This is a genomic window from Zavarzinia aquatilis, from assembly GCF_003173035.1.
GTDB lineage: Bacteria > Pseudomonadota > Alphaproteobacteria > Zavarziniales > Zavarziniaceae > Zavarzinia > Zavarzinia aquatilis.
This window is the reverse complement of sequence record NZ_QGLE01000008.1, coordinates 142,207-165,673: the sequence shown is the minus strand read 5'-3', so window position 1 is coordinate 165,673 and position 23,467 is coordinate 142,207. Positions and strand designations below refer to the sequence as shown.

At 65.4% G+C, this 23,467-nt stretch carries 21 protein-coding genes and 1 riboswitch; of the genes, 13 read left to right on the top strand and 8 right to left on the bottom strand.

Features of this window, described 5'->3' with window-relative positions:
* Positions 1-71: 71 nt before the first annotated feature.
* Complete coding sequence (locus tag DKG74_RS14550) at positions 72-893, bottom strand: glycosyltransferase family 2 protein (protein ID WP_109906899.1); 822 nt, start codon at positions 891-893, stop codon at positions 72-74.
* Positions 894-982: 89 nt separating this feature from the next.
* On the opposite strand from DKG74_RS14550, the gene DKG74_RS14545 reads away from it, so the two are divergent.
* The 10 genes from DKG74_RS14545 (at position 983) to DKG74_RS14500 (ending at position 12,252) form a co-directional block, all read left to right on the top strand.
* Entirely contained in the window at positions 983-2,089 is a 1,107-nt protein-coding gene (locus DKG74_RS14545; RefSeq protein WP_109906898.1) for an ELM1/GtrOC1 family putative glycosyltransferase, read from the top strand.
* A 160-nt stretch (positions 2,090-2,249) separates the two neighbouring features.
* Positions 2,250-3,569: a glycosyltransferase family protein gene (locus DKG74_RS14540; RefSeq protein WP_109906897.1), complete on the top strand. Its 1,320-nt coding sequence runs from the start codon at positions 2,250-2,252 to the stop codon at positions 3,567-3,569.
* 4 nt (positions 3,570-3,573) lie between these two features.
* A complete protein-coding gene (locus DKG74_RS14535; protein ID WP_109906896.1) occupies positions 3,574-4,665 on the top strand; it encodes a glycosyltransferase family protein in 1,092 nt (363 codons plus the stop codon).
* A gap of 23 nt (positions 4,666-4,688) precedes the next feature.
* Entirely contained in the window at positions 4,689-5,636 is a 948-nt protein-coding gene (locus DKG74_RS14530) for a class I SAM-dependent methyltransferase (RefSeq protein WP_109906895.1), read from the top strand.
* Positions 5,637-5,785: 149 nt separating this feature from the next.
* The gene (locus tag DKG74_RS14525; protein ID WP_109906894.1) at positions 5,786-6,886 is read left to right on the top strand and encodes a polyamine ABC transporter substrate-binding protein; all 1,101 of its coding nucleotides are present in this window, start codon (positions 5,786-5,788) and stop codon (positions 6,884-6,886) included.
* Positions 6,887-6,983: 97 nt separating this feature from the next.
* Positions 6,984-8,129 carry an ABC transporter ATP-binding protein gene (locus DKG74_RS14520; protein ID WP_109906893.1) on the top strand — a complete coding sequence of 382 codons (1,146 nt, stop codon included), beginning with the start codon at positions 6,984-6,986 and terminating at the stop codon, positions 8,127-8,129.
* Complete coding sequence (locus DKG74_RS14515) at positions 8,126-9,172, top strand: ABC transporter permease subunit (protein WP_243404137.1); 1,047 nt, start codon at positions 8,126-8,128, stop codon at positions 9,170-9,172. The genes DKG74_RS14520 and DKG74_RS14515 overlap by 4 nt, the downstream gene beginning before the upstream one ends.
* Complete coding sequence (locus DKG74_RS14510) at positions 9,169-9,993, top strand: ABC transporter permease (RefSeq protein ID WP_109906892.1); 825 nt, start codon at positions 9,169-9,171, stop codon at positions 9,991-9,993. Before DKG74_RS14515 ends, DKG74_RS14510 begins: the two co-directional genes overlap by 4 nt.
* Positions 9,994-10,283: 290 nt before the next feature.
* On the top strand, positions 10,284-11,537 hold the full coding sequence (locus tag DKG74_RS14505) for a UbiH/UbiF/VisC/COQ6 family ubiquinone biosynthesis hydroxylase (RefSeq protein WP_243404136.1): 1,254 nt from the start codon (positions 10,284-10,286) through the stop codon (positions 11,535-11,537).
* 67 nt (positions 11,538-11,604) lie between these two features.
* Positions 11,605-12,252 carry a YitT family protein gene (locus DKG74_RS14500; protein WP_109906891.1) on the top strand — a complete coding sequence of 216 codons (648 nt, stop codon included), beginning with the start codon at positions 11,605-11,607 and terminating at the stop codon, positions 12,250-12,252.
* 111 nt (positions 12,253-12,363) lie between these two features.
* Here the strand turns inward: DKG74_RS14500 and DKG74_RS14495 are convergent, their stop codons facing one another.
* Positions 12,364-13,155, bottom strand: a complete 792-nt coding sequence (locus DKG74_RS14495) for a hypothetical protein (RefSeq protein WP_109906890.1) — start codon at positions 13,153-13,155, stop codon at positions 12,364-12,366.
* Positions 13,156-13,445: 290 nt separating this feature from the next.
* Complete coding sequence (locus DKG74_RS14490) at positions 13,446-13,853, bottom strand: nuclear transport factor 2 family protein (protein ID WP_109906889.1); 408 nt, start codon at positions 13,851-13,853, stop codon at positions 13,446-13,448.
* Positions 13,854-13,969: 116 nt separating this feature from the next.
* On the opposite strand from DKG74_RS14490, the gene pepN reads away from it, so the two are divergent.
* The gene (gene pepN, locus DKG74_RS14485) at positions 13,970-16,609 is read left to right on the top strand and encodes an aminopeptidase N (protein ID WP_109906888.1); all 2,640 of its coding nucleotides are present in this window, start codon (positions 13,970-13,972) and stop codon (positions 16,607-16,609) included.
* Positions 16,610-16,615: 6 nt separating this feature from the next.
* Here pepN and DKG74_RS14480 read toward each other — a convergent pair whose 3' ends face one another.
* The 4 genes from DKG74_RS14480 to DKG74_RS21505 all read right to left on the bottom strand — a co-directional run bounded on the left by DKG74_RS14480 (position 16,616) and on the right by DKG74_RS21505 (position 20,560).
* The gene (locus DKG74_RS14480; RefSeq protein WP_109906950.1) at positions 16,616-17,002 is read right to left on the bottom strand and encodes a DUF983 domain-containing protein; all 387 of its coding nucleotides are present in this window, start codon (positions 17,000-17,002) and stop codon (positions 16,616-16,618) included.
* A gap of 230 nt (positions 17,003-17,232) precedes the next feature.
* On the bottom strand, positions 17,233-18,207 hold the full coding sequence (locus DKG74_RS14475; protein WP_109906887.1) for an NAD(P)H-dependent flavin oxidoreductase: 975 nt from the start codon (positions 18,205-18,207) through the stop codon (positions 17,233-17,235).
* 79 nt (positions 18,208-18,286) lie between these two features.
* Entirely contained in the window at positions 18,287-19,951 is a 1,665-nt protein-coding gene (locus DKG74_RS14470) for a flavin monoamine oxidase family protein (protein ID WP_109906886.1), read from the bottom strand.
* Positions 19,952-20,086: 135 nt separating this feature from the next.
* Complete coding sequence (locus tag DKG74_RS21505) at positions 20,087-20,560, bottom strand: helix-turn-helix domain-containing protein (protein WP_133251599.1); 474 nt, start codon at positions 20,558-20,560, stop codon at positions 20,087-20,089.
* Here DKG74_RS21505 and DKG74_RS14460 point away from each other — a divergent pair.
* Positions 20,543-20,965: a hypothetical protein gene (locus tag DKG74_RS14460; protein WP_109906884.1), complete on the top strand. Its 423-nt coding sequence runs from the start codon at positions 20,543-20,545 to the stop codon at positions 20,963-20,965. The genes DKG74_RS21505 and DKG74_RS14460 overlap by 18 nt on opposite strands.
* Positions 20,966-20,982: 17 nt before the next feature.
* Here DKG74_RS14460 and DKG74_RS14455 read toward each other — a convergent pair whose 3' ends face one another.
* Positions 20,983-21,852: a hypothetical protein gene (locus tag DKG74_RS14455; RefSeq protein ID WP_109906883.1), complete on the bottom strand. Its 870-nt coding sequence runs from the start codon at positions 21,850-21,852 to the stop codon at positions 20,983-20,985.
* 225 nt (positions 21,853-22,077) lie between these two features.
* A riboswitch (SAM riboswitch) is annotated at positions 22,078-22,153 on the top strand.
* A 71-nt stretch (positions 22,154-22,224) separates the two neighbouring features.
* Between DKG74_RS14455 and metZ the strand changes: the two genes are divergently transcribed.
* Positions 22,225-23,445: an O-succinylhomoserine sulfhydrylase gene (metZ, locus tag DKG74_RS14450; protein WP_109906882.1), complete on the top strand. Its 1,221-nt coding sequence runs from the start codon at positions 22,225-22,227 to the stop codon at positions 23,443-23,445.
* The last annotated feature ends 22 nt before the right edge of the window (positions 23,446-23,467 follow it).

Sequence of the window (23,467 nt, the reverse complement as noted above, 5' to 3'; positions counted from 1 at the left end):
GACGAGAGAGGCGCCCTTAACGGCCAAAGATCCCGGCCTGCGCCGGGATGACGGCCTGGAAAAATACCCCGTCAGCGCCCGGCTTCGCGCGCGCGGCGTTCCTCGATCCTGATCGCCTCATACATCTTGGCGTCGCGCAGCCAGCGGCCATAGGCGGCGGACGCGGCGATGATCAGGCCATAGGTTCCGGCCCGGCACAGGCCGCGCAGAATGTAGTGCTTGAAGAAATAGAACGGCAGCGCGCACCAGATACGGAACAGCAGCTTGCCCTTGGTCTTCCGCTTGCCGTCGCGCGCGCCCATGGTGCTGTAGCCGTTCAGCTTGGCGACGACATGGGCGATGTCGCGAAAGGCATAATGCATCAGCGTGGCGCGCAGCCGGCCAACCCTGGTGCCCGCCGGCAGCTCCAGCTGGTCCCAGACCTTGTGCCCCGGCATCGAGAAACGGCGCCGGTCGTAGAGCTTGCGCCGGAAGGCGTGGTCGAAATCGTACCAGGGCTCGCCCACCGGCGGCACGCAGGTCAGGTCGATCTCGTAGACGCCGAGGGGTGGCTCCCCCGTCGCGAACAGCGCCGCGATCTCGGCCGCGAGTTCGGGCGTGACCACTTCGTCGGCATCGAGGTCCAGCACCCAGTCATGGCTGCAGGCGGCCTCGCCGAATTGCTTCTGGAAGCCGTTGCCCGGCCAGGGGTTGACCACGACGCGGGCGCCCGCCGCCTCCGCGAGGGCCGCGGTGCGGTCGGTCGAGCCCGAATCGACCACGACGACCTCGGCGGCGACCCGGCGCGCGGCGCGCACCACGGCCTCGATGTTGCGCTCTTCGTTCAGTGTGCGAATATAGCACGACAAGGGCGGGACAGCCTTGGGGCCGTCCTTGTCGTTCGTCTTGCTCATGCGATTACCGCCTCTCTGGACATGGCGACTTTCAGGACAGTTCGGCGAGCCTGTCAAGCCGGCGCCTTGCGAGCCGGCCGGGACATTGAATGCCTTCCCTGATCAATGCAACCAGCGAGGCGACCGGCGGATCGCCGCCCTCCCCTGCCGAAGCGCCGCGCTTTCTCGTCGTCGATCATTACAAGGCCGGGGATCGCGACAATGCGATCGGCCTTGCCTCGGCCCTGGCCGGAACCGGCGGGGGCGAGATCGTCATGGTCAGGGGCCACCTGCGCCTTGCCGCCCTCACCCTTCTGCTCAATCCCTGGCTGCGCTGGTGCCGGCGCCGGAAGGCCGCGCCGGGCCTCGGCCGCCGGCTGTGGCCCCTGCTGTTCACCGGCGAGGCGCCGCCGCCGGACCGCGTCGCCGCCGTCGTCTCCACCCTTGGCCGGGGCGAGGCGGTGGGGGCCTTCATCGCCGCCCTGTGGGGTGTGCCGGCGATCCATCTGGGCACGCCGAAGCGGATGGACCGCGGCTTTTTCGCCGCCGTTGTCGCCCATCAGGGCCATGTCGTCGCGCCCGGCGAAATCGGCCTGCCCATCGCCTCGACGCGGCTGCTGCGCGCGGGCCTGCCGGCGCCCACGCCGGGCGACGGCCGACGCCGCCTGCTGTTCCTCCTTGGCGGGGACAGCGACGAGATCCGCTATGCGGACGACTATTGGCGCGACCTCGGCGCGCTGATCGAGCGCGCCGCCGGCAACCCGGCCAGCAGCATCACGGTGCTGACCGCGCCCCGCACCCCGCGCCGGGTGGTCGACGACCTGCGCCGGCGGCTGGCCGACATGCCGGTGCGCCTGCTCGTCTTCGGCGAGCCTGCGGCAAAGGATCGCTATGTCCGGGAAATCGTCGACGCCGACACGGTGATCACCACCGCCGAAAGCGTCTCCATGATCTCGGACGCGATCAACGCGGGAAAGCCGGTTTTCATCCTCATGGGCACCCAGGTTCCCTGGTCGCCGCGCATCGCCAGCTTTCTTTTGCAGCAGACCAAACAGCGCCGCATCTCGTTGTTCGACCTTCACCCCGCTGCCCCACCCGATTTCCCGGACGAGGCCCTGATACCGTCGGACCATTGCTGGTCGGTCGAGTTTCTGGCGGCCGTCCGCGGCGCCGGACTGTTCCGCGACACCTCGCCCCAAGGCCCCGACCGGGCCTGATTTCGGCCGTCGCGGCGACCGCCCGCCCGGAAGTCCACGGCCGCCCTCGCACTGGCAACTTGCGGCGGAGCTTGGTAAGTTCCCGGCCGAAGGGTGTTCGCGGCCGGGCCCCTGGCGTGCCCGCCGCCGACCGCACCTCTTGATCCGAAGAGAAGCCGAAATGAGTCCAGCGCCCGTCGCCCAGAGTTCCTTCCGCAGCCCGCGCCGCTACCGCACCCTGCGCTTTCGGCTGACGGGCAAGAAGCCGGACCGGATCGCGGGCTGGCGCGAACGTCCGGTCTCCGTGAAGCTGCCGCCGGTCGCCGGGGTCACGCCGAACGGCAAGCCGACGGTGCACATCTTCCTCGGCACCGAGCCGGAGCAATACCGGGCGGAGCGCGTCTTTGTCTGGTCGGTGGTGAAGAACCGCGATCCGGCGCGCGCCTATGAAATCCACCTGATGAAGGATCTCGCGGGCTTCGACCGCAACAACTGGTGGACCGGCTTCACCAGCTATCGCTATGCCATTCCCGATCTGGCCGGGCGAACCGGGCGCGCGATCTACAATGACGTCGACCAGATCTATTTCGCCGATCCGGGCGAATTGTTCGACATCGACATGAAGGGCGCGGCCGCCCTCGCGATCAGCGACGAGGAAAGCTCGGTCATGCTGATCGACTGCGCCGGTCTGTCGGCCGTCTGGCACGAGGAAGAGGCCCACCGCATCCACAGCAGCACCCATTTCCAGAAGGTCGCGGCGCAGGCCGGTCTGTGGGGCACCATGCCGTCCGGCTGGAACGCCCGCGATTTCGAATATGTCGACGGCGAGTCGATGCTGCTGCATTTCACCACCCTCTACAAGCAGCCCTGGCACCCCTTCCCCGAGCTGTTCAAATACCAGCACAACGATCAGGGCCGTTACTGGCTGGCGCTCGAGCGCGAGGCGGACGAGGCGGGATTCACCGTCTTCACCGCGACGTCCCCCAGCCCCGATTTCGAGGCCCTGCGCGGCGCCAATGCCCCGGCCGAGGCGAAGCCGCTGATGGATGCCGGCACCGTCGCCCGGCATGACCGCCGCGCCCGCCGCCTCGCCGGCAGCGCCGGTGCGGGCAGCCTGAAAAACGCCGCTGAAGTCTTCCCGGGCGTGTTCCGGGGCGATGCCACGCGGGGTCAGGGCGCGGACGGCATCCTCGCCATCGACTTCCTCGACCGCCTGCCCGAGGACGATATTCCCTGGGTCCTGGCCGGCCTGCTGCAATCGGCCGGGAAGTTCGTCTATATCGGCGTGACCGCCGCCGCCCCGGTGACCGTGCCCGGTCAGGCGCTGACCGCCGGTCAGCCCAGGCTGTCGGCCAAATGGTGGCGCGGTCAGGTCGAGATCGCCTGCCGTTGCCGGCCGGGCGTTCGCGTCGCCCTCGTCGTCGAGGAAGCGGCGGGGCCGCTGCGTCAGCTGTTGCCGGAAACGGTGCATATGTTCGGCGAGGGATCGGGCCGGGCCTGAAGCGGTGACCGTCATCCCTCCGCCGCGCATCGCCTGGTGGGCGCAGCGCGTCGACAACAACATCGCCAGTATCCGCCTGCGCTGCAGCCTGATCATCGAGGCGCTGCGGGCCAAGGGCATGAATGCCGGCTTCTATCGCAAGCAGGACCCGGCACCGGCGGTGCTGATCCTGTCGAAGCTCTATGATCGGGCATCCGTCGCCCATGCGCTGGAGCTGAGGCGCCAGCACGGCACCACGGTCCTCCTCGACCTGTGCGACAATCATTTCCACAATCCGAAGCAGCTGCAGAAACTGGCCGGGCGCGACGCCGAACTGCGCGATGCCGTCGCCAGCGTCGACGGCGTCATCGTCTCGACGGAAAAGATGGGCGAGATCGTCGCCGAGAATTGCGACAAGCCACCGCCCATCCATGTCGCGGGCGACGCGCTGGACGATCCGCTCGACCTCGGCCCGCTGCTCACCTTCGAGCGACTGAAGGCGGAAATCGCCCTCGGCCGCCTGCGCCGCGCGCTGGCGCGGGACGGCAAGGTGGTGCGCCTCGTCTGGTTCGGCAATCACGGCGTCTCCTACGCCGAGGGCGGCATGACCGACCTTGCGCGGATCAGGCCGGCGATCGAGGCGCTGGCGCGCAAAGTGCCGCTGACCCTGACGGTGATCAGCAACAACAGGAAGAAATACGCGGACGTGGTTTCGGGCTGGTCCATACCGACCCATTACCTGCGCTGGCACCGGGCGACCATCGGCCGGGCGCTGGAGCTGCACGACATCAGCGTGATTCCGGTCGCGCTCAACCCGTTCACCGTCGTCAAATCCAACAATCGCATGGTGACCTCGATCGCCCATGGCCTTGCCGTCGTCGCCGATCCCCTGCCCAGCTACCTGCCCTTCGCGGGCGTCAGCGTCATCGGCGACTGGGGGCCGCGCTTCGAGACCCTTGTAACGGACGCGGGCGCAAGGCATCACATGGCCGAAGCGGCGAAACACTTCGTCGCCACGCATTATTCGACCGAGATCGTGGCCGACGCCTGGGCGGCCGCCATACGCGCCGCCTTCGGCCGTGCGATTTCGGCGCAGGACGATATCGCCGGTCCGTGATCCGGGCCGACTTGAGGGGAAAGATGGAACAGGGTCTGGAATCGCTCGATCGCTGCCCGCATTGCGGGTCGCCCGATCTCGTCGAATGGCTGCGGTCGTTCGACCATTTCGGCCTGCGGCCGGGCCGCCCCTTCCTCTATATGGAATGCCGGCCCTGCAAGCTCCGCTTCCTCGCCACAAGGCCGAACGAGGCCGAGTCCGGCGCCTATTACACCGCGGATTACGAACCCTATCAGTCCTACAACAAGAACCAGGGCGGCTTCGGCACCTGGTGGGTGCGGCGCATGGCCGACCTCGCCGAAAGCGCCCGCGTCACCCGCGCCATCAGTTCGCGCTACAAGGCCGCGTTCCGGCGCAAGGCCGCCGTGCTCGACTACGGCTGCGGCTCGGCCTCCTTCCTGAACAAGGCGCGCAAGCGCGGCGCGCGCAAGACCATCGGCATGGATTTCGCCGACACGCCGCTGCAGACCGTGACCGCCGCCGGTCACATTGGCCTGCGCGCCAATGACGAGGGTTTCGCCCGGATCGAGGACGGCTCCCTCGACCTCGTGCGCATCAATCACGTGGTCGAACACCTGTACCACCCGGTCGAGACGCTGGAGAAAATCGCGCGCAAGATGGCGATCGGCGGCGTCCTCAACATCGCCGTGCCCTATGCCCATGGCGGCACCGCCGAACAGTTCGGCGAGAACTGGCTGGGGCTGCAGGCGCCCGTCCATGTGATCTTCTACGACAAGCCGCATTTCCGCGAGATTCTGGACCGCCTCGGCTTCGGCGAGATCGAGATTTTCGACGAGGCGAAGCTGATCGACATGCTGCGCTCGAATCGGATCGTCGCCGACCGGCGCCGGATCGAAGGCGGCGAGCCGTACCGGCAGCCCAGCACCCTGTCGCAGGCCCTGCTGACGCGCCATTACGCCGCGACGGGCCGCGCCGACCGCCTGAATGTCTGGTGCGTGCGGAAACGCTGAAGGAAACGGGCTGACGGACAAGGTCAAGCCCGTGCAAAGGCAGGCTTTGTGTTGACCAAGCCGTGACCGCACGGTTCTAATTGCCGGGTCCTGCCAATTGCTCGGGAACGCCCCGCGGAAACAACGGCGTTCCTAAACCGGAGGCCCTCATGTCTTTTTCGCTCAAGTCCTGTCTTTCCACGGCGCTGATCGCGTCGGCGGCCTTCGCTGGCGTCGCCCGCGCCGAGGAGAAGGTCGTCAACGTCTATAACTGGGAAGAATATATCGACGATACGACCCTGGCGGATTTCGAGAAGGAAACCGGAATCAAGGTCGTCTATTCCACCTTCGATTCGAACGACACGCTGGAAGCCAAGATCCTGGCCGGCAAGTCGGGCTATGACGTTGTCTTCCCCTCGGGTGCCTTCCTCGAGCGGCAGATCAAGGCCGGCGCCTATCAGAAGCTGGACAAGTCCAAGCTGCCGAACCTGTCCAACATGGACCCCGCCATCGTCGAGAAGCTGGCGCTGTTCGATCCCGGCAACGATCACGCCGTCGATTACATGTGGGGCATCACCGGCATCGGCTACAACGTCAAGAAGATCAAGGAAATCGACCCGAACGCGCCGGTCGATTCCTGGAAGATCGTCTTCGATCCCGCCGAGATCGCCAAGTTCAAGGATTGCGGCGTCGCCATCCTGAACGCGCCGGACGAGGTCATTCCCGCCGTCCTGAAGTCGCTGGGCGAGGATCCGAATTCCAAGGATCCGGCGGTGATCAAGAAGGCCCTGCCGATCCTCGAGAAGATCCGGCCCTATATCACCCGCTTCGAAGGCTCGTCGATGATCGACAAGCTGGCGACCGGTGACATCTGCCTTGCCGTCGCCTGGAACGGTGACGTCTTCCAGGCCAAGGCCGCCGCCGATGCCGCCAAGTCGGGCATCGAGATCGCCTTCGCGGTGCCGAAGGAAGGCGCCCAGCTGTGGTTCGACTCGATGGCGATCCTCGCCGACGCGCCGCACCCCGAGGCCGCCCATGCCTTCATCGACTACATGATGAAGCCCGAGGTGATCGCCCGCAATTCGGCCGCCACCCAATATGCCAACGGCAATGCCGCGGCGAAGCCGCTGATGGATGCCGCCGTCACCTCGAACCCGGGCATCTATCCGACCGCGGAAACGATGAAGACGCTCTTCCTCATCACCGCCTATTCCCAGAAGGAGCAGCGCATCCTGAACAAGATCTGGGAAACCATCAAACTGGGCGAATGATCGCCTGATCGGGGGCCGGCGCCAGGACCTGACGCCGGCCTTTCTCGTTTCGTCTGCTTTTTTTTACCCGGTTACCGGGCCTGAGGGGGTTTGGGGCATGAATACGGCGAGCGCCGCCAGGGTACCTTTCGAGCCGTGGAACGATCCGAAAGCGAAGCCCTACATTCGCATCGTGAACGTCACCAAGACGTTCGGTGACTTCGTCGCCGTCGACAACATGAACCTCGACATCTACCAGCGGGAGTTCTTCTCGCTGCTCGGTCCGTCCGGCTGCGGCAAGACCACCCTCTTGCGAATGCTGGCAGGCTTCGAGCGGCCGACCTCGGGCCGGATCGAGCTGGACGGCGTCGACATGTCGACCGTGCCGCCCTACGAGCGGCCGGTGAACATGATGTTCCAGTCCTATGCCCTGTTCCCCCACATGACAGTGGAAGAGAACATCGCCTTTGGCCTGCGCCAGGACGGCGTGCCCAAGGAGGAACGCAACCGCCGGGTCGAGGAAATGCTGACCCTCGTCCAGCTGACCAAATTCGGCAAACGCAAGCCGCACCAGCTGTCGGGCGGGCAGCGTCAGCGCGTCGCCCTCGCCCGCTCCCTTGTCAAGAAGCCGAAGATGCTGCTGCTGGACGAGCCGCTCGGCGCGCTCGACAAGAAGCTGCGCGAGCAGACCCAGTTCGAGCTGATGAACATCCAGGAGCAGGTCGGCATCACCTTCGTCATCGTGACCCACGACCAGGAAGAGGCGATGACCGTCTCGTCCCGCATCGCGGTGATGAACCACGGCCGTATCGCCCAGGTCGCGACCCCGACCGAGATCTACGAATATCCGAACAGCCGTTATGTCGCCGAATTCATCGGCGATGTGAATGTCTTCGAAGGGCGGCTTTCGGACGTCGCCCCCGACCATGTGGTGATCACCTCGGCCGAGGCCGGCACCCAGGTCTATGTCGACCGGGGCACCTCGGCGGCGCTCGGCGCCACCGTCTGGGTCGCGGTCCGGCCCGAAAAGCTGGATGTCTCGCTCACCGCGCCGGAACAGCCCGATTTCAACTGCGTCAAGGGCACGGTCTGGGACATCGGCTATCTCGGCAATCTCACGATCTACCACGTCCGTCTCGCCGACGGGAAGAAGGTGACGGCGGCGGTCGCCAACCGCACCCGCCTGCGCGACCGGCCGATCACTTGGAACGACGAGGTCTACCTGAGCTGGGCGGCCGACAGCGCCGTGGTGCTGGTGTCATGAGCATGGACCGGGACGCGGCCGACCGGCCGACCGCCGCCCTCATCACCCACGAGGACGGCAGTTTTCTCGAGAAGCTGGAAATGCGGCTGCGGCGTGGTCGCTTCGCCTTCCTGGCCCCGGCGATCGTCGGCACGCTTTCGCTCTTCACCGGGCGCGGCGCCGTCATCGCCCTGCCCTATGGCTTCCTTCTCGCCTTCTTCCTGATCCCCTTCCTGATCGTCCTGAAGATCAGCTTCTCCGAAACCGCCCTGTCGATCCCGCCCTATACCGAGCTGATCGAGGTGGTGGACGATGGCTTCGAGTATTTCGTCAACATCAAGCTGAACCTGTCGAACTACTGGACGATCCTGTCCGAGGACACTTACGTCCGGGCCTATCTGAACTCGGCCAAGATCGCGGCGATCTCGACCGCGCTCTGCCTCCTTATCGGCTTCCCCATGGCCTATGCCATGGCGCGGGCCGACGAAACCATCCGGCCGACCCTGCTGATGCTGGTGATCCTGCCGTTCTGGACCTCGTTCCTGATCCGCGTCTATGCCTGGATCGTGATCCTGAAGACGGAAGGCGGCCTGCTGAACACCTTCCTGATCTCGATCGGCGTCATTTCGGCCGACGATCCCTTGCGCATCCTGAACACGGAATGGGCGATGTATATCGGCATCGTCTATTCCTATCTGCCGTTCATGGTGCTGCCGCTCTATGCCAATCTCGAGCGCATGGACATGACCCTGCTCGAAGCCGCGGCCGATCTCGGTTGCCGCCCGATCAAGGCGTTCTGGGTGGTGACCGTGCCACTGGCGATCCCGGGCATCATCGCCGGCTGCTTCCTCGTCTTCATTCCGGCGGTCGGCGAATATGTCATTCCGGAACTCATGTCGGGCGACAATGTCCGCGTGATCGGCCGCAAGCTGTTCACCGATTTCGCCTCCGAACGGAACTGGCCGCTGGCGGCCGCGGTCTCGGTCGTCCTTCTGATGATCCTGGTCATTCCGATCATGCTGTTCCAGCGTCAGCAGGCCCGCCTGCAGGAGGCCGGCCGATGACCAAGGGCCTGACCAAGATCAACCTGGTGGCGCTGACCTTCGGCTTCGCCTTCCTCTATGTCCCGATCCTCATCCTCGTCTTCTTCTCGTTCAACGAGAGCCGGCTGGTGAACGTCTGGGGCGGCTTTTCCGTGAAGTGGTACGGCGAGCTGTTCCAGAACGAGGATCTGCTGCAGGCGGCCTGGATCTCGCTGCTGCTGGCCGCCGCCGCCTCCACCCTCTCGGTGATCCTCGGCACGGTCGCGGGCTTCGTCATGGCCCGTTTCACCAGCTTTCGCGGGCGCACCCTGTTCTCGGGCATGATCTACGCCCCGCTGGTAATGCCCGAGGTGATCACCGGCCTGTCGCTGCTCCTCCTCTTCGTCTCGATCGACTGGGGACGCGGCCTCGGCACGATGATCATCGCCCATACGTCCTTCTGCATGTCCTATGTCGCGGTCGTCGTTCAATCCCGCCTCGTCTCCTTCGATCGCTCGATCGAGGAAGCGGCGCAGGACCTGGGCGCGACGCCGTTCAAGACCTTCTTCGTGATCACCCTGCCGGTGATCGCGCCGGCGCTCGTCTCGGGCTGGCTGCTGTCCTTCACGCTCTCGCTCGACAATGTGGTGATCACCTCCTTCACCTCGGGGCCGGGCTGGGACACGCTGCCGGTGAAGATCTTCTCGGCGGTGAAACTGGGCGTGAAGCCCGAGATCAACGCCCTGTCGACGATCATGATCGCCATCGTCGCCATCGGTGTCGTCACCGCCTCCATCGTCCAGAAACGGGCCATGGTCGAGCGGCAGCGGGCGGAACGCATGGCCGCGGCCGCCAACGACTGAGAGGTTCAGGAACCGTTACCGGTTCCCGGGCCACCCCGCATCGCTGGGGTGCAGCAAGTGCATGAAGCTTGGCGTTGAATCCCGCAGGGTTTGGCACCATCTTCTTAACAACAGGACGGCGACGGGTTCCCCCCCCAATCGACCCGGCGTCGCCCCTGACGGTACCTTCCCCCCCCTCGGTATCGTCCGCGCCTTAAAACGCGACTGCGCCCGGCCGACCCCCCGTCGACCGGGCGTTATGTTTTTGGGCTGCCTCTGGACATGGCCGATCGAGCGGGCAATATCCCGCCATGACCGAAGACGCGATGCCCCCCGCCCCCGATCTCTTCACCGACGCCCTCGTCGTCGGCGGTGGCCTCGTCGGACTGACCTCCGCGATTGCCCTCGCGCACGCCGGACTGTCGGTCATCCTCGTCGACGATGTCGCGCCCGAGGCGAGTCTCGCGCCCACATTCGACGGCCGGGCGACCGCCATCGCCCATGCCTCCTGTCAGCTGTACCGTGCCCTTGGCCTCTATGACGGCCTCGCCGCCGATGGCCAACCGATCCTGGACATCAGGGTTTCCGATGGCCGACCGGGGGAGAAGCCCTCCCCCCTCTCCCTGCATTTCCATGCCGCCGACATCGGCAGCGACCCCTTCGGCCTGATGGTCGAGAACCGCCACGCCCGCTTCGTTCTGAACAGGGCGATCGCCGGCCTTCCCGCGATCACCACGATCGCCCCCGCCCGGGTGACCGGGACGAGGCGCGGCGGTGCCGGGGCAAGCGCCACGCTTGCGGACGGACGCACCATCGCCGCCCGGCTGATCGTTGCCTGCGACGGCCGCCTGTCGCCCCTGCGGGCCGAAGCCGGTATCCGCACCATTGGCTGGCGCTATCCGCAGGTCGGCATCGTTACCACGGTCGAACACGAGCGACCGCACAATGGCCTCGCCCACGAGCATTTCCTGCCGGCCGGGCCCTTCGCCATCCTGCCTCTGACCGGCAACCGCTCCTCGCTGGTCTGGACCGAGGCGAGCGATCTCGCCCCCCTCCTGATGCGAATGGACAGGGCGGATTTCGATGCCGAGTTGCGCCGCCGTTTCGGCGACCGTTTCGGCGCCGTCCATTCGGTCGGGCCGCGCTTTTCCTATCCGCTCGCCTTCCATGTCGCGACCCGTTTCGCCGACACGCGGCTGGCGCTGGTCGGTGACGCCGCCCATGGCCTGCATCCCATCGCCGGGCAGGGGCTGAACCTCGGCCTGCGCGATGTCGCCGCCCTCGCCGAGGTGCTGGCCGACGGCATCCGCATCGGCCTCGATGCCGGCGATGCCGAATTGCTCGCCCGCTACGAGCGTTGGCGCCGGCTGGATTCGGTGATCATGGGCACGGTGATGGACGGCTTGAACCGCCTGTTCTCGACCGACCTCGCGCCCATTCGCCTCGCCCGCGACCTCGGTCTCGCCGCGGTGGAGCGGATGCCCGGCCTGAAGCGCTTCTTCATGCATCATGCCCGGGGCACGGTCGGCACCTTGCCTCGCCTCCTTGAGGGAAAGCCGCTCTGATCCCTTTTCACCCGTGACGAAACCGGACTATCGTCAAGGGGTCCGGGGCCGTCGCGAGTATCGAGCCATGAGCGGAGCCAGTACGCCGAAGCCAGCCTCCCTGCCCGATGGCGCGGTCCCCGCCGTCACCCATAGCTGGTTCGATAACCTGCAGGGCCTCGTCTTCGGCGTCGTCATGGTCTCCTTCGGCATTTCGCTGCTGAAGGCGCTCGGTCTCATCACCGGCCAGGCGGCGGGCATCGCCTTCCTGATTTCCTACGAGACCGGCCTCGATTTCAGCCTCGTGTTCCTCGTGGTGAATCTGCCCTTCTACATCCTCGCCTTCATGCGGCTGAGCCTCGGCTTCACCCTGCGCTCGCTCGCCTGCGTCATCGCCATTTCGGCCCTGACCGGCGTGGCGCCGCAGCTCTTCCGCTACGAGCATGTCGAGCCGTTCAGCGGCGCCATTGTCGCCGGCTTCTGCATCGGCATCGGCCTCATCGGCCTGTTCCGACACGGGGCATCGGGCGGGGGCGTGGGCATCCTCGCCTATTACGTTCAGGAACGGACGGGGTTTCGCGCCGGCTGGCTGCAATTCGCCCTCGACGCCGTGCTGTTCGCCACCGCCGCCTTCCTGCTGGACGGCAGGGCGGTACTGGTCTCCATGGTCGGCGCGGCGGCGCTGAACCTCTTCGTCGCCTTCAACCACCGCCGCGACTGGTATATCGCCCGCTGAGGCCTCGGTGCGCGACTTATCCCGCGCCGATCGGCAGGAGTTCCGGGCCGGATTTCTTGCTCTCGGCCGTTCCACAGCGTGCCGAGTCACGCGAACGGGCTCTACTCACGTTCAGTCTTCGATCAGAGCTTCTAACACTGGCGAGACAATTGAATAGGGGAACTCGTAAGGTGGCTCGCCCGCCTCCACCGGATCGTCGCAGAACCACGGCGTCGGATCGGCCTGGAATGCATCGCTGGTCCACATCTTGCGTAGGGCCGAATAGAGCGTGGTTACCAGCTGACGCCGACCAAGCACTATGTCCAGTTCAAAGCTGCGGGTTGGCAACAGCATCGTGAAGGCGACGACGAAACGCACGAAGTCAGCATCCGGAGCGGGCATGATGTGAAATTCGACGTTCGTATCTTCCACGTCGAAGACGAAGCGGCTCGCGCCGCCGCTTGCCACCTTTTCCAGCCAACGGACAAAACCGGGGAGTGGATCGAAGACCTCGCTTGCCTCGAAATAGACCTTTTGGCTGCCGCTCACCAGGGTAACCGGCAACCAGCCGAATTCTGGCATCGCAAAGGTAACGCTGAAATCGGCGGTCGGCCGAGGCCGGGGCGACGGCACCGTGATCGGCGCCTCGGGCGGCCACCAGCAGCACGCGATATCGTCATAGACCCAGCCGGTGTGTGACGCCAGCGTGTCGGCAGTAGACCCTCGCCTGTACATACTTGTCCGCATGGGGAAGCCTCGTTCCGCGGACAGGAGTTCACGCAGCTCAACGGGAGCCTTGCCCCGGCGCACCAGCCGCGCACGGATTTGGTCAGGTGTGTAGCAGGTGAAAACAAGTACCCATCCCTTCGCCTCGGCGCACCTTATGGCGATATGGTAGTGGTCGCATGTTTTCTCACGAGCCATCGTTCCCTCAATTTTCCGACCGGACACCGGGTGATCAGCGCCCGATCGCTTCCTGCCAAACGGATGCAACCAGTTTCGTATTGCGGAAAGAGATGTTCCCGCCGCGCGTTCGGCACGACCGACGGGCTGGCATACTCAACGATGCGAACATTGTTCCTGTTCGGCCAACAGCATCGCGGCGCGGTGAACGATGCGCAGGATCAACCCTGTGCAGAAGTGCCATCAACGGGCGTAGCCGATAGTCTTTGGAGCCACAGCTCGACGTCAACGCCTCCGGTCAGGGCAGCCCTTCAGGCCGCCCTGGCGGCCAGCGCGGCCTTCACCAGTTCGGCGATCGCCATCAGGCCGTTCATCGGCCGGACCAGCACCTCGATGTGATCGAGATTGCCGTCGTCGTCGAGGCTGATGATGTCGATGCCCTTCAGCTTCGTCTCGCCGATATGGCCCTCGAATTCGAGGAGGATGCGGCCGCCGCCCATCCATTCGCCGGTATAGTGGAAATCCTCGACCCCGGTCAGGACAGCCGTCAGCACCGTGCGGACATAGTCCCGGTCGGCCTTGGGCGCCCAGAAGGCGGGGGAGGACAGGCGGGCGCCGGGCGACAGCAGGGCATCGAGCCCGGCCATGTCGCGGCTGTTCACCACCTTGTGCCAGCGCTCCAGGAAGTCGTCGAAAAGGGCGTGTTCTTCGCGTTCCATCCTTGCATCTCCCCAACGGCGCATCGCGGGCACCTTGTCGTTGGCACCGAGCCTATACCCCGCCCGGCGACCTGTCGCCCCTTCCATCGCACCGCCAGCGTGCCTAAATAGACAGTATGACCGATATCGCTTCCGCTCCCGAGTCCGCGCCCGGCGTCCGCCTCGCGGACTATCGCCCGCCCGCCTTCCTCGTCGACGAGGTCCATCTGGATTTCCGGCTGGCGCCCTCGTCGACCCGGGTCACGGCCCGCCTCACCCTGCGCCGCAACGGCGGGGGCGACGCGCCGCTGGTGCTGAACGGCCGGGGCCTGACGCCGATCCGCTTCGCCATCGACGGCATCCCCCTCGCCGCCGACCGCTACACGGTGACGAGCGAGGATGTGACCGTGCGCGGCGTGCCCGACGCCTTCACCTTCGAGAGCGAGGTGGAGATCGACCCGGACGCCAACCGCGCCCTCGAAGGGCTCTATACCTCGGGCGGGCGCTTCTACACCCAATGCGAGGCCGAGGGGTTCCGCCGCATCACCTGGTTCCCGGACCGGCCCGATGTCCTCGCCCGCTATACCGTGCGGATCGAGGCGGAGGCGACCTATCCCCGCCTGCTGTCCAACGGCAATCTGATCGACGAGGGCAAGCTCGAGAACGGCCGGCATTACGCCGTCTGGCAGGACCCCTTCCCCAAGCCCTGCTATCTCTTCGCCCTGGTCGCGGGCGATCTCGACCTGCTGGAGGACCGTTTCGTCACCGCCTCCGGCCGAAGCGTCGTGCTTCGTCTCTTCGTCGATCCCGGGCAGGCGCCCCGCGTCGCCTATGCCATGGATGCGCTGAAGCGCGCCATGCGCTGGGACGAGGAGAATTACGGCCGCGAATACGATCTCGACCTGTTCATGATCGTCGCCGTGCGCGACTTCAATATGGGCGCGATGGAGAACAAGGGGCTGAACATCTTCAACTCCTCCCTGCTCATCGCCGATCCCGAGACCGCGACCGATCTCGATTACGAGCGGATCGAAAGCGTGGTCGCCCATGAATATTTCCACAACTGGACCGGCAACCGCATCACCTGCCGCGACTGGTTCCAGCTTTGCGTGAAGGAAGGCCTGACCGTCTTCCGCGACCAGAGCTTCTCGGCCGACATGCGCGGCGAGGCGGTGCAGCGGATCAAGGACGTGCGCGCCCTGCGCGCCCGCCAGTTCCCCGAGGACGCGGGGCCGCTGGCCCATCCCGCCCGCCCCGATCACTACCGGAAGATCGACAATTTCTATACCGCGACGGTCTATGAGAAGGGCGCGGAGATTGTCCGTCTGCTGCGCACCCTGATCGGGCCGGACGATTACCGCCGCGGCATGGACCTTTATTTCCAGCGTTTCGACGGTCAGGCCGTGACGGTGGAGGATTTCATCTCCTGCTTCGCCGAGGTGACCGGCCGCGACCTCTCGGGCGTGCTGTCCTGGTATCTGCAGGCCGGCACGCCGGAGGTTTCGGTCACGCCCCGCTACGATGCCGGGGCGAAGACCCTGAGCCTCGATCTGCGGCAGGCCGTGGCGCCGACGCGCGGCATGGCCGACAAGGTGCCGCTGCCGATCCCGCTCCGCCTCGGCCTGCTCGACGCCGAGGGACGCCAGCAGTCCTTTATCGCGCCCGGCGCGGTTGAGCCGACAGGCGAGGCCATCGTCACCTTCGACAAGGCAGAAGAGACCGTCACCCTGACCGGCATCGCCGAGGAACCCGTGCTGTCCACCTTGCGCGGCTTTTCGGCTCCGGTCACCGTGACCGTGGCGGAGCCGGGGGAGAGCCGTTTCATCCGCCTCGCCAACGATCCCGACCTGTTCAACCGCTGGGAAGCCGGCCAGTCCCTCGCCCGCGATCTGATGCTGGCGCGGGTGAAGAGCAAGCCCGACACGGCGGGGGAGCGGCGCTTCGTCGATGCCCTTGGCCGGGCCATGGCCGATCAGTCGTCGGAGCCGGCATTCAAGGCCCTGCTGCTCGCCCTGCCGTCCGAACAGGACCTCGCGCTGGCGGCGCCGCCGGCCGATCCCGCCGCGATTCACGAGGCGCGCGATGCCCTGCGGAAACTCGCCGCCGAGGTGCTGCGTGGCCAATTCGAAGCCCTGCACGACGGCCTCGTGCCCATGGGCGCCTTCTCGCCCGACGCGGAAAGCGCGGGCCGGCGGGCCCTGCGCAATGCCGTCCTCGACATGCTGATGGCCGCCGGCACGCCATCCGACATCGCGCGGGCCAAGGCCCATGCCGATGCCGCGCGCGACATGACGACATCCCTCGGCGGGCTTTCCGCCCTGATGCAGGCGGGCGGCGCGGCCTATGACAGTGCCGTCGCCGCCTTCTACACCCGCTGGCAGGACGAGCCGCTGGTGATCGACAAATGGTTCGCCCTGCAGGCCCGCTCGCCCGCCTCCGATGCGCTGGACAAGGTGAAGACCCTGACCGGACATCCGGCCTTCGACGCGAAGACGCCGAACCGCTTCCGCGCCCTGGTCGCCACCTTCGCCCAGATGAACCCGGTGCGTTTCCACGATCCGTCCGGCGCGGGCTACCGCTTCCTCGCCGACCAGATCATCGCGATCGACCGCTTCAACCCGCAGGTCGCCGCCCGCCAGCTCGAGCCGCTGGGCGGCTGGCGCCGCTACAAGCCGGAACTGGCCGCGCTGATGAAGGCCGAACTCGCCCGCATCCTCGCCAGCCCGGACCTGTCACCCAATGTCGCGGAACTGGCGGGCAAGGCGCTGGCGGAATAGCCGCGCTCAGTCCCGCCCGTCGTCGAGCCGCCCCTCCCCCGCCTTGAAGAAGAACTGGCTGGCCACCAGCCAGCCCTTCAGCGGGCGCAGGGGCGGGATGCAGGTCAGCAGCATGAAGGGCAGGGTCGTCACCAGATGCACCCAATAGGGCGCCTGATAGGCGACCTCGAGCCAGATGCCGAAGACGACACTGGGCACGCAGGCGAAGCATATGACGAAGAAGGCCGGCCCATCCGCCGGATCGGCGAAACCGTAATCGAGGCCGCAGACCTCGCAGGATTCGGCGAGGCTCAGGAAACTCTTGAACAGATGGCCCTCGCCGCAGCGCGGGCAACGGCCGCGGATGCCGGTGCGAAAGGGCGGCAGGGCCGGCCACAGGTCGGTGCTGGACATGGCATATCCGATCAATTGTGATATTTGAATGCATATTGACTGCATTCAATATTGCTCACTTTCCGCGCAGGCGCCACTGCGTCCCGCCGCCGCAGGCCGCTTCTCCCCCACCTCGTCATTCCGGCGAAGGCCGGAATCTCGTGACAAACAAGGCGCCGAATGACGAAAAAGGGCGGGGGAATTCCGCTCCCCCGCCCTTCCGGGATCCAGTCAATTCAAGCGAATTGACCTTATCCGATCATGCCCGCCAGCCGCCTGGCGATCAGGCCGTCCGCCTCGGTCATGATGCGGTCGATCAGTTCCTTCACCGTCGGCACGTCATGGATCAGGCCGGCGACCATGCCGCAGCTCCAGGCGCCCGCCTCCATGTCGCCGTCGATCATCACCTTGGGGTAGATGCCGGCGACCTGGTCGTAGATATCGCCGATGGTCAGGGCCGCGCCCTTTTCCTTCTCGATCTCGAGGATGCGGGCGACGCCGGAATTGTTGATCACCCGCTCGGTATTCTTGAGGGAGCGCATGATCAGCCGGGTGTCCAGCTCGCTGGCGGCGACGAGGGCCTGCTTCACATTCTCATGCACCGGGGCTTCCTTGGTGGCGATGAAGCGGGTGCCCATGTTCACGCCTTCGGCGCCCAGCGCCAGTGCCGCGACCAGGCTGCGCCCGTCGGCCATGCCGCCCGAGGCGATGAAGGGAATCGTCAATTCCTCGGCCGCGCGGGGCAGCAGGATGAAATTGGGCACGTCATCCTCGCCGGGATGGCCGCCGCATTCAAAACCGTCGACGCTGACCGCGTCGCAGCCGATCTTCTCGGCCTTCAGGGCATGGCGGACCGAGGTGCATTTATGCACGACCTTGATCCCCGCCGCCTTCATCGCCGGCAGATATTTCTCGGGGCTGCGGCCAGCCGTCTCGACGATACGGACGCCGCCCTCGATGATCGCCTGGATATATTCGGGGTAAGGCGGATCGGCGAAGGTCGGCAGGAAGGTGAGATTGACGCCGATCGGCTTGTCCGTCAGGTCGCGCGCCTTGGCGATTTCCTTGGCCAGCAGTTCCGGCGTCTTTTGCGTGAGGCCGGTGATGATGCCGAGGCCGCCGGCCGCGGACACGGCGGCGGCCAGCGGCGCGAGGCCGACGAAATGCATGCCGCCCTGAACGATCGGATGCTCGATCCCCAGCAGTTCGGTGATACGGGTCTTCATCTGTTTCCTCTCCTCTGCCGGCTGGGCCGGACGTGATTGCCCCCGCACCATGACGAGCAACGCGGGAGGATGCAAACCCTCAATCGGGCAGGGCGATGGGGCCAATCTCGCCCCAGGCCTCGCCCGGGCCGGGGTTGGCGGCGGGGCTGTGGCCGCCCAGATGGCGGGCGATGCCCCAGACCGCGTTCAGCGCCGTCTGCACCGCGCCCTCGGCCCAGGCCGGGGTCCAGGAAATACCATCGCCCGCGAGGAAGATGCCCCGCTCCGCCGGGGGCAGCGCGTCCTGCATGAAATGGCCGTACATGCGGTGGTTATAGCGGTAATGCCCGGGCAGGGCGCCCTTGAAGGCGCCTAGGAAATGGGGATCGTTCTCCCAGCTCACGGTGATCGGGCTGCCGATGATGTGGCGGGCGATATCCACGTCCGGATAGATTTTCTTCAGCGCATCCAGCATCAGCTCGACCCGCCGCTCGACCGGCAGGGGCAGGACTTTCAGCGCGTCGCTCATCCAGGAATAGGACAGGCAGATCACGCCGGGCTTGTCGTCGCCATGGTCGAACAGATAGGTGCCGCGGGTGATGCGGTCGGTCAGGGTCATGCTCAGGCGATAGCGCCCGGTGACGGGATCGCGCTCGCGCCAGAACGGCTTGTCGACCATGACGAAGGTCTTCGACGACTGCATGTAACGGGTGCGGTCCAGCGCCATCCACAGGCGGTGGGAGAACAGGCTTTCGTCGCACTGCAGATGGGTGGTCAGCAGCCAGGTCTGGCAGGTGACCAGCGCCGCCGCGTAAGGCCGCGTGTCGCCCCAGCGGTCGGTAATCGCGATGGTCTCGCCGGGGCCTCGGCCGATGCGGGTGACCGCGCCCCTCGTCGCACCGCCGTGCAGGGCCGCGAGGCTGGTGCCCGCCGGCCAATGCACCATGCGGCGCGGCACCTTGGTCCACAGCCCGCGCGGCAATTGCTCGACCCCGCCGACGACGTAATGCTGGTCGTCGTCGAGATTGGTCGCGGCGACGCGCAGGATTTCCAGCATGGAATTGGGGAAGTCGCTGTCCCAGCCGCCGGTGCCGAAACCGACCTGCCCGAACATCTCGCGGTGGCGGAAGCCGAGGCGGGAGAAGGAGCGCGACGAGGCGATGAAATCATAGAAGGTGCGCTCGTCCCACAGCGGCACCAGCCGGTTCCACACCGCCTTCAGGCTGGCGACGTCGCGGGCGCGGATCGCCTGCTGCAACCGGGTGAAATCCGCCCCCTCCTCCAGTGCCTGCGCCCACGCCGCGCTGATCTCGCGTAAAGCCTCGGGCGGTGTCTGCCCCCGCTCGACATAGAATTGCTCGCCCTCGAGCTCGATCAGCGTGCTCGGCGTTACCGCCGCCAGCGGATTGGGAAAGGGCCGCGTCTCCAGCCCCAGGGCATCGACATAATGGTAGAAGGCGGTGCCCGAGCGGGGAAAGCGCATCCCGCCCAGTTCGGCGATCAGCCCGGCCCCGCCCTCGAACGGCTCCGACCGCAAACGCCCGCCGAGCCGCCCGGCCTCATAGATCACGGGCTTCAGCCCCAGCTTCATCAACTCGTAAGCGGCGACCATGCCGGCCAGCCCGCCGCCGACCACCGCCACCTCCCGCCCCAGCGCCTCCCCCGGCATCTGCGCGAGACCGGCGGGATGTCGGATCCAGTCGTCGAAGGCAAAGGGAAAATCCGGCCCGAAGGCGGTGACCGGCGGCAAGGCTTCCGACGACATGGGCGACCTCTCCCGATTCAGGGCGGAGAGGGATGATAGCAGCGCATGGCGAGCGGTGTAACGCGGAGAGACTGGCACGAGAGACGGGATCGAGTGATTACGCTCAGCGCCCCCGCCCCCCTTGCCAGCACCAGCCTATCTATCGCAGATGAGAAGACCGACATCCAACTCCAGCGCGGCGGCGATGTCGACGATATCCATTATGACCATCGACTCGATGTAATCCGGCGACCACTCAAGGCCCAGTATAACATACTCCTCGACTCCCCCGGCATCGCCCAATTGTTCCTCACTCATCTTCTTTGCCAATCGGGCGTTCATTATCAAATCGTTCCTTGAATAGAACTGGGCATCGGAACAAGACCGGCTCACCACCTCGACCGGGGAAAGATACCCTTTGATGGCATCCATAATACTGATATTTAAAATCCGGCACAGTCGCCGCGCCGTTCCCAGTGATATATTATCGAAAAATTCATCACCATACGTTTCGACATCGTAATGGCAGGATATATTCAACCCTGACATTTCCGCGCAATATTCCTCGCTCAATCCCAGCTGCAGCCTCTTCTCCTGAAGAATCTTGCCGAAATGGAAATCGCGACTCATTTTCCGGCCTTTCTTTTCCTTGCGGAGGGTTCGAAACAGGCGATGCAATTGAACGCAGCCTATCGCGAGAAAACGGCATCGGGGAACATGGAATGCAATCAAAGATGGGAAAAACGACACACCTTCGCGGCCTTGGACGGCAAGGGCGCCGTGACCTGCGGATACGCCGACCTTCGCCAGAAGGATGCCTCAGTCTTAATAGGTATAGCGTCCCCGTATTGCCCCCCCCAGGTGCATGATTGGGGTGGTCAGGCGCGTGTCCTCGCCGCCGACGGAGGGCCGCTCGGCACGGTCCAAGCCGCGCTTAACCCCAACCGCTCCGGCCTGCTTCGCGCGCAGGTCGCCACAGACGTCGCCAAGATCGACATTACCTACCTAGGACCGGATGACCTCATTGGCGCCTGACCCGGTTCGCGCGTCAGCTACATCGCCTCCAGCGCTCGAACCGCGTTCTCAATGCTCTCGACGAAGCTGCGGATCACGTCTGCTGTCTCGCTGACGAACATCTTTGTGAACACAACCAACTCGTTGCCATCCTTGTCGAAACCGTTCCGGTGGACGCAGTCGTGACGCAGTTTGACCGCCTTAAACAAGGCATCCTTGTTCGACGTCAGGTTCAAAATTCGGATACCGAGCGCGATATTGTAGAGAACATCGACCTTCGCGAGATTGTGGTAGAGGATCGCCCTCAAATGCTCGCGGACCCTACGTCCGACTAAGTCCGGATCATTGCGGATTTCAGCGAGCGTGAACTTTTCCCTGGAAAGCTCCTCATCCCCACTGATGAGGCGCTGCATCGCATCTGCGTCACCCGCTACCGTGTTGATCAGCGTGTCGCCTAGATAGGCTTCGAGTGCTGTCACTTGGTGCGAGAATACCAACCGGTTGACGAGGTCACGGCCGTCATCCTTCCCATGATCGACCAGGAGGAGGCTCGTCTGACGGTAGGAATCCATGAAGATCGAAAACGGATTGGAGGGAACGTCATATTCGCCCCACTCGTCGGGCTCGGGCTCGTCATGCTCAAGGCCGTAGTCGAAATCTTCGACCACCTCATGACCGCCCGCGTCGGTGTCATGATGGTTTTCGATCCCGATTGGATATTCCCAAAGGCCCCAGGTTAGTTCGCCCAGCTGTGGATGATCGAGCACCGCCTCGTAGTGGAGCTCTGGCACCATCTGCCGCTCATCGACACCAACCTGATCCCACTCTAGCTCGTCGCTTTCGACGTCATAAATGACGCCCGTGTCCTTGTGCCTGATGCGCGCTATGCCCCTGCAATAGACTTCCATTACTTCTCCCCCAAACCTACCGCGCCCCGCGCGGTTCGGCCTGCTGCCGGTTTTTCGGACACCAGGTTAAGCTAGCATAGCTTGCTCCTCGAACTCGACGGGGCTGAGATAGCCCGCCATCCTGGGCACCGAATGCGTCAACATTAGCCCCCGCACTCACATGGCCGATCCCACAGCGCCGCCGTGTCGTTGCGCCATTGACCTCCTCCCCAACCGGGCATAAAGTCCCTTTCCCGTGGGATTTGAGCCGGCTGGCTTGCGGCCACGTTAAACACCGCTAAAACGCCGGGAGGAAACACCCGGCCACGGCCGGGTTTTTTTATGCGCCCGGGCCACGAGGCCCGACGATGGCGCGAGAGGGATCGAAGGATCATGGCACGCCACACGCCCCGCGACACGGCCGACAGCTGGAAGCTGGCCACCAAGCTCGTCCGCGGGGGCACCAATCGTTCCGATTTCGGCGAGACCTGCGAGGCGATCTTCATGACCTCGGGCTTCCGCTATGACAGCGCGGAAGAGGCCGAGGCCCGCTTCAAGGGCGAGCGCGAGGGGTTCACCTATTCCCGCCTCGGCAATCCGACGACGGCGATGTTCGAGGAACGCATGGCGATCCTCGAGGGCGCGCCGGTCGCCCGCGCCGCGTCGTCGGGCATGGCGGCGGTCCATGCCGCGCTGATGTGCCAGCTGAAATCCGGCGACCGGGTGGTTTCGGCCCGCGCCCTGTTCGGCTCGTGCCGGGTCATCCTCGACGAAATCCTGCCGCGCTTCGGTGTCACGGTCGATTACGTCGAAGGCTCGGACATCACGTCGTGGGAGAAGGCGCTGGCGACGCCCGCCACCATCGCCTTCCTCGAGACCCCGGCCAACCCCACCCTCGACGTGATCGACCTGAAGGCGGTCGCGGAGCTTGCCCATGCCGCGGGCGCCCGGGTCGTCATCGACAATGTCTTCGCGACGCCGATCCTGCAGCGGCCGATGGAATTCGGCTGCGACGTCGTCGTCTATTCCGCGACCAAGCATATCGACGGTCAGGGCCGCTGTCTGGGCGGCGCCATCCTGTGCGACCGGGATTTCTTCGACCAGCATCTGAACCAGTATCTGCGCCACACCGGCCCGTCGCTGTCGCCCTTCAACGCCTGGCTGCTGCTGAAGGGGCTCGAGACCCTCGAGCTTCGGGTCCAGCGCCATTGCGACAATGCCCTGAAGGTCGCCCGCTTCCTCGACGAGGCGAAGGCGGCGGGGCGCATCCGCAATGTCTCCTACCCCGGGCTCGCCAGCCATCCGCAGCACGGCCTCGCCCTCGCCCAGATGTCGGGCAAGGGTGGCTCGGTCGTCACCATCGAGGTCGAGGGCGGCCGCCCGGGCGCCTTCCACCTGATGAACCGGCTGCGGCTGATCGACATTTCCAACAACCTCGGCGATTCCAAGAGCCTGATCACCCACCCGTCGTCGACCACGCATCAGCGCCTGCCGGCGGCGGAGCGCGAGCACCTTGGCATCACCGAAGGTTTCATGCGCCTGTCGGTCGGGCTTGAAGATGCCGACGACCTGATCGACGATCTCGATCACGCCATCGGCCGCCGGCCGCTATAAACGCTATGTGCGCCATAAACGC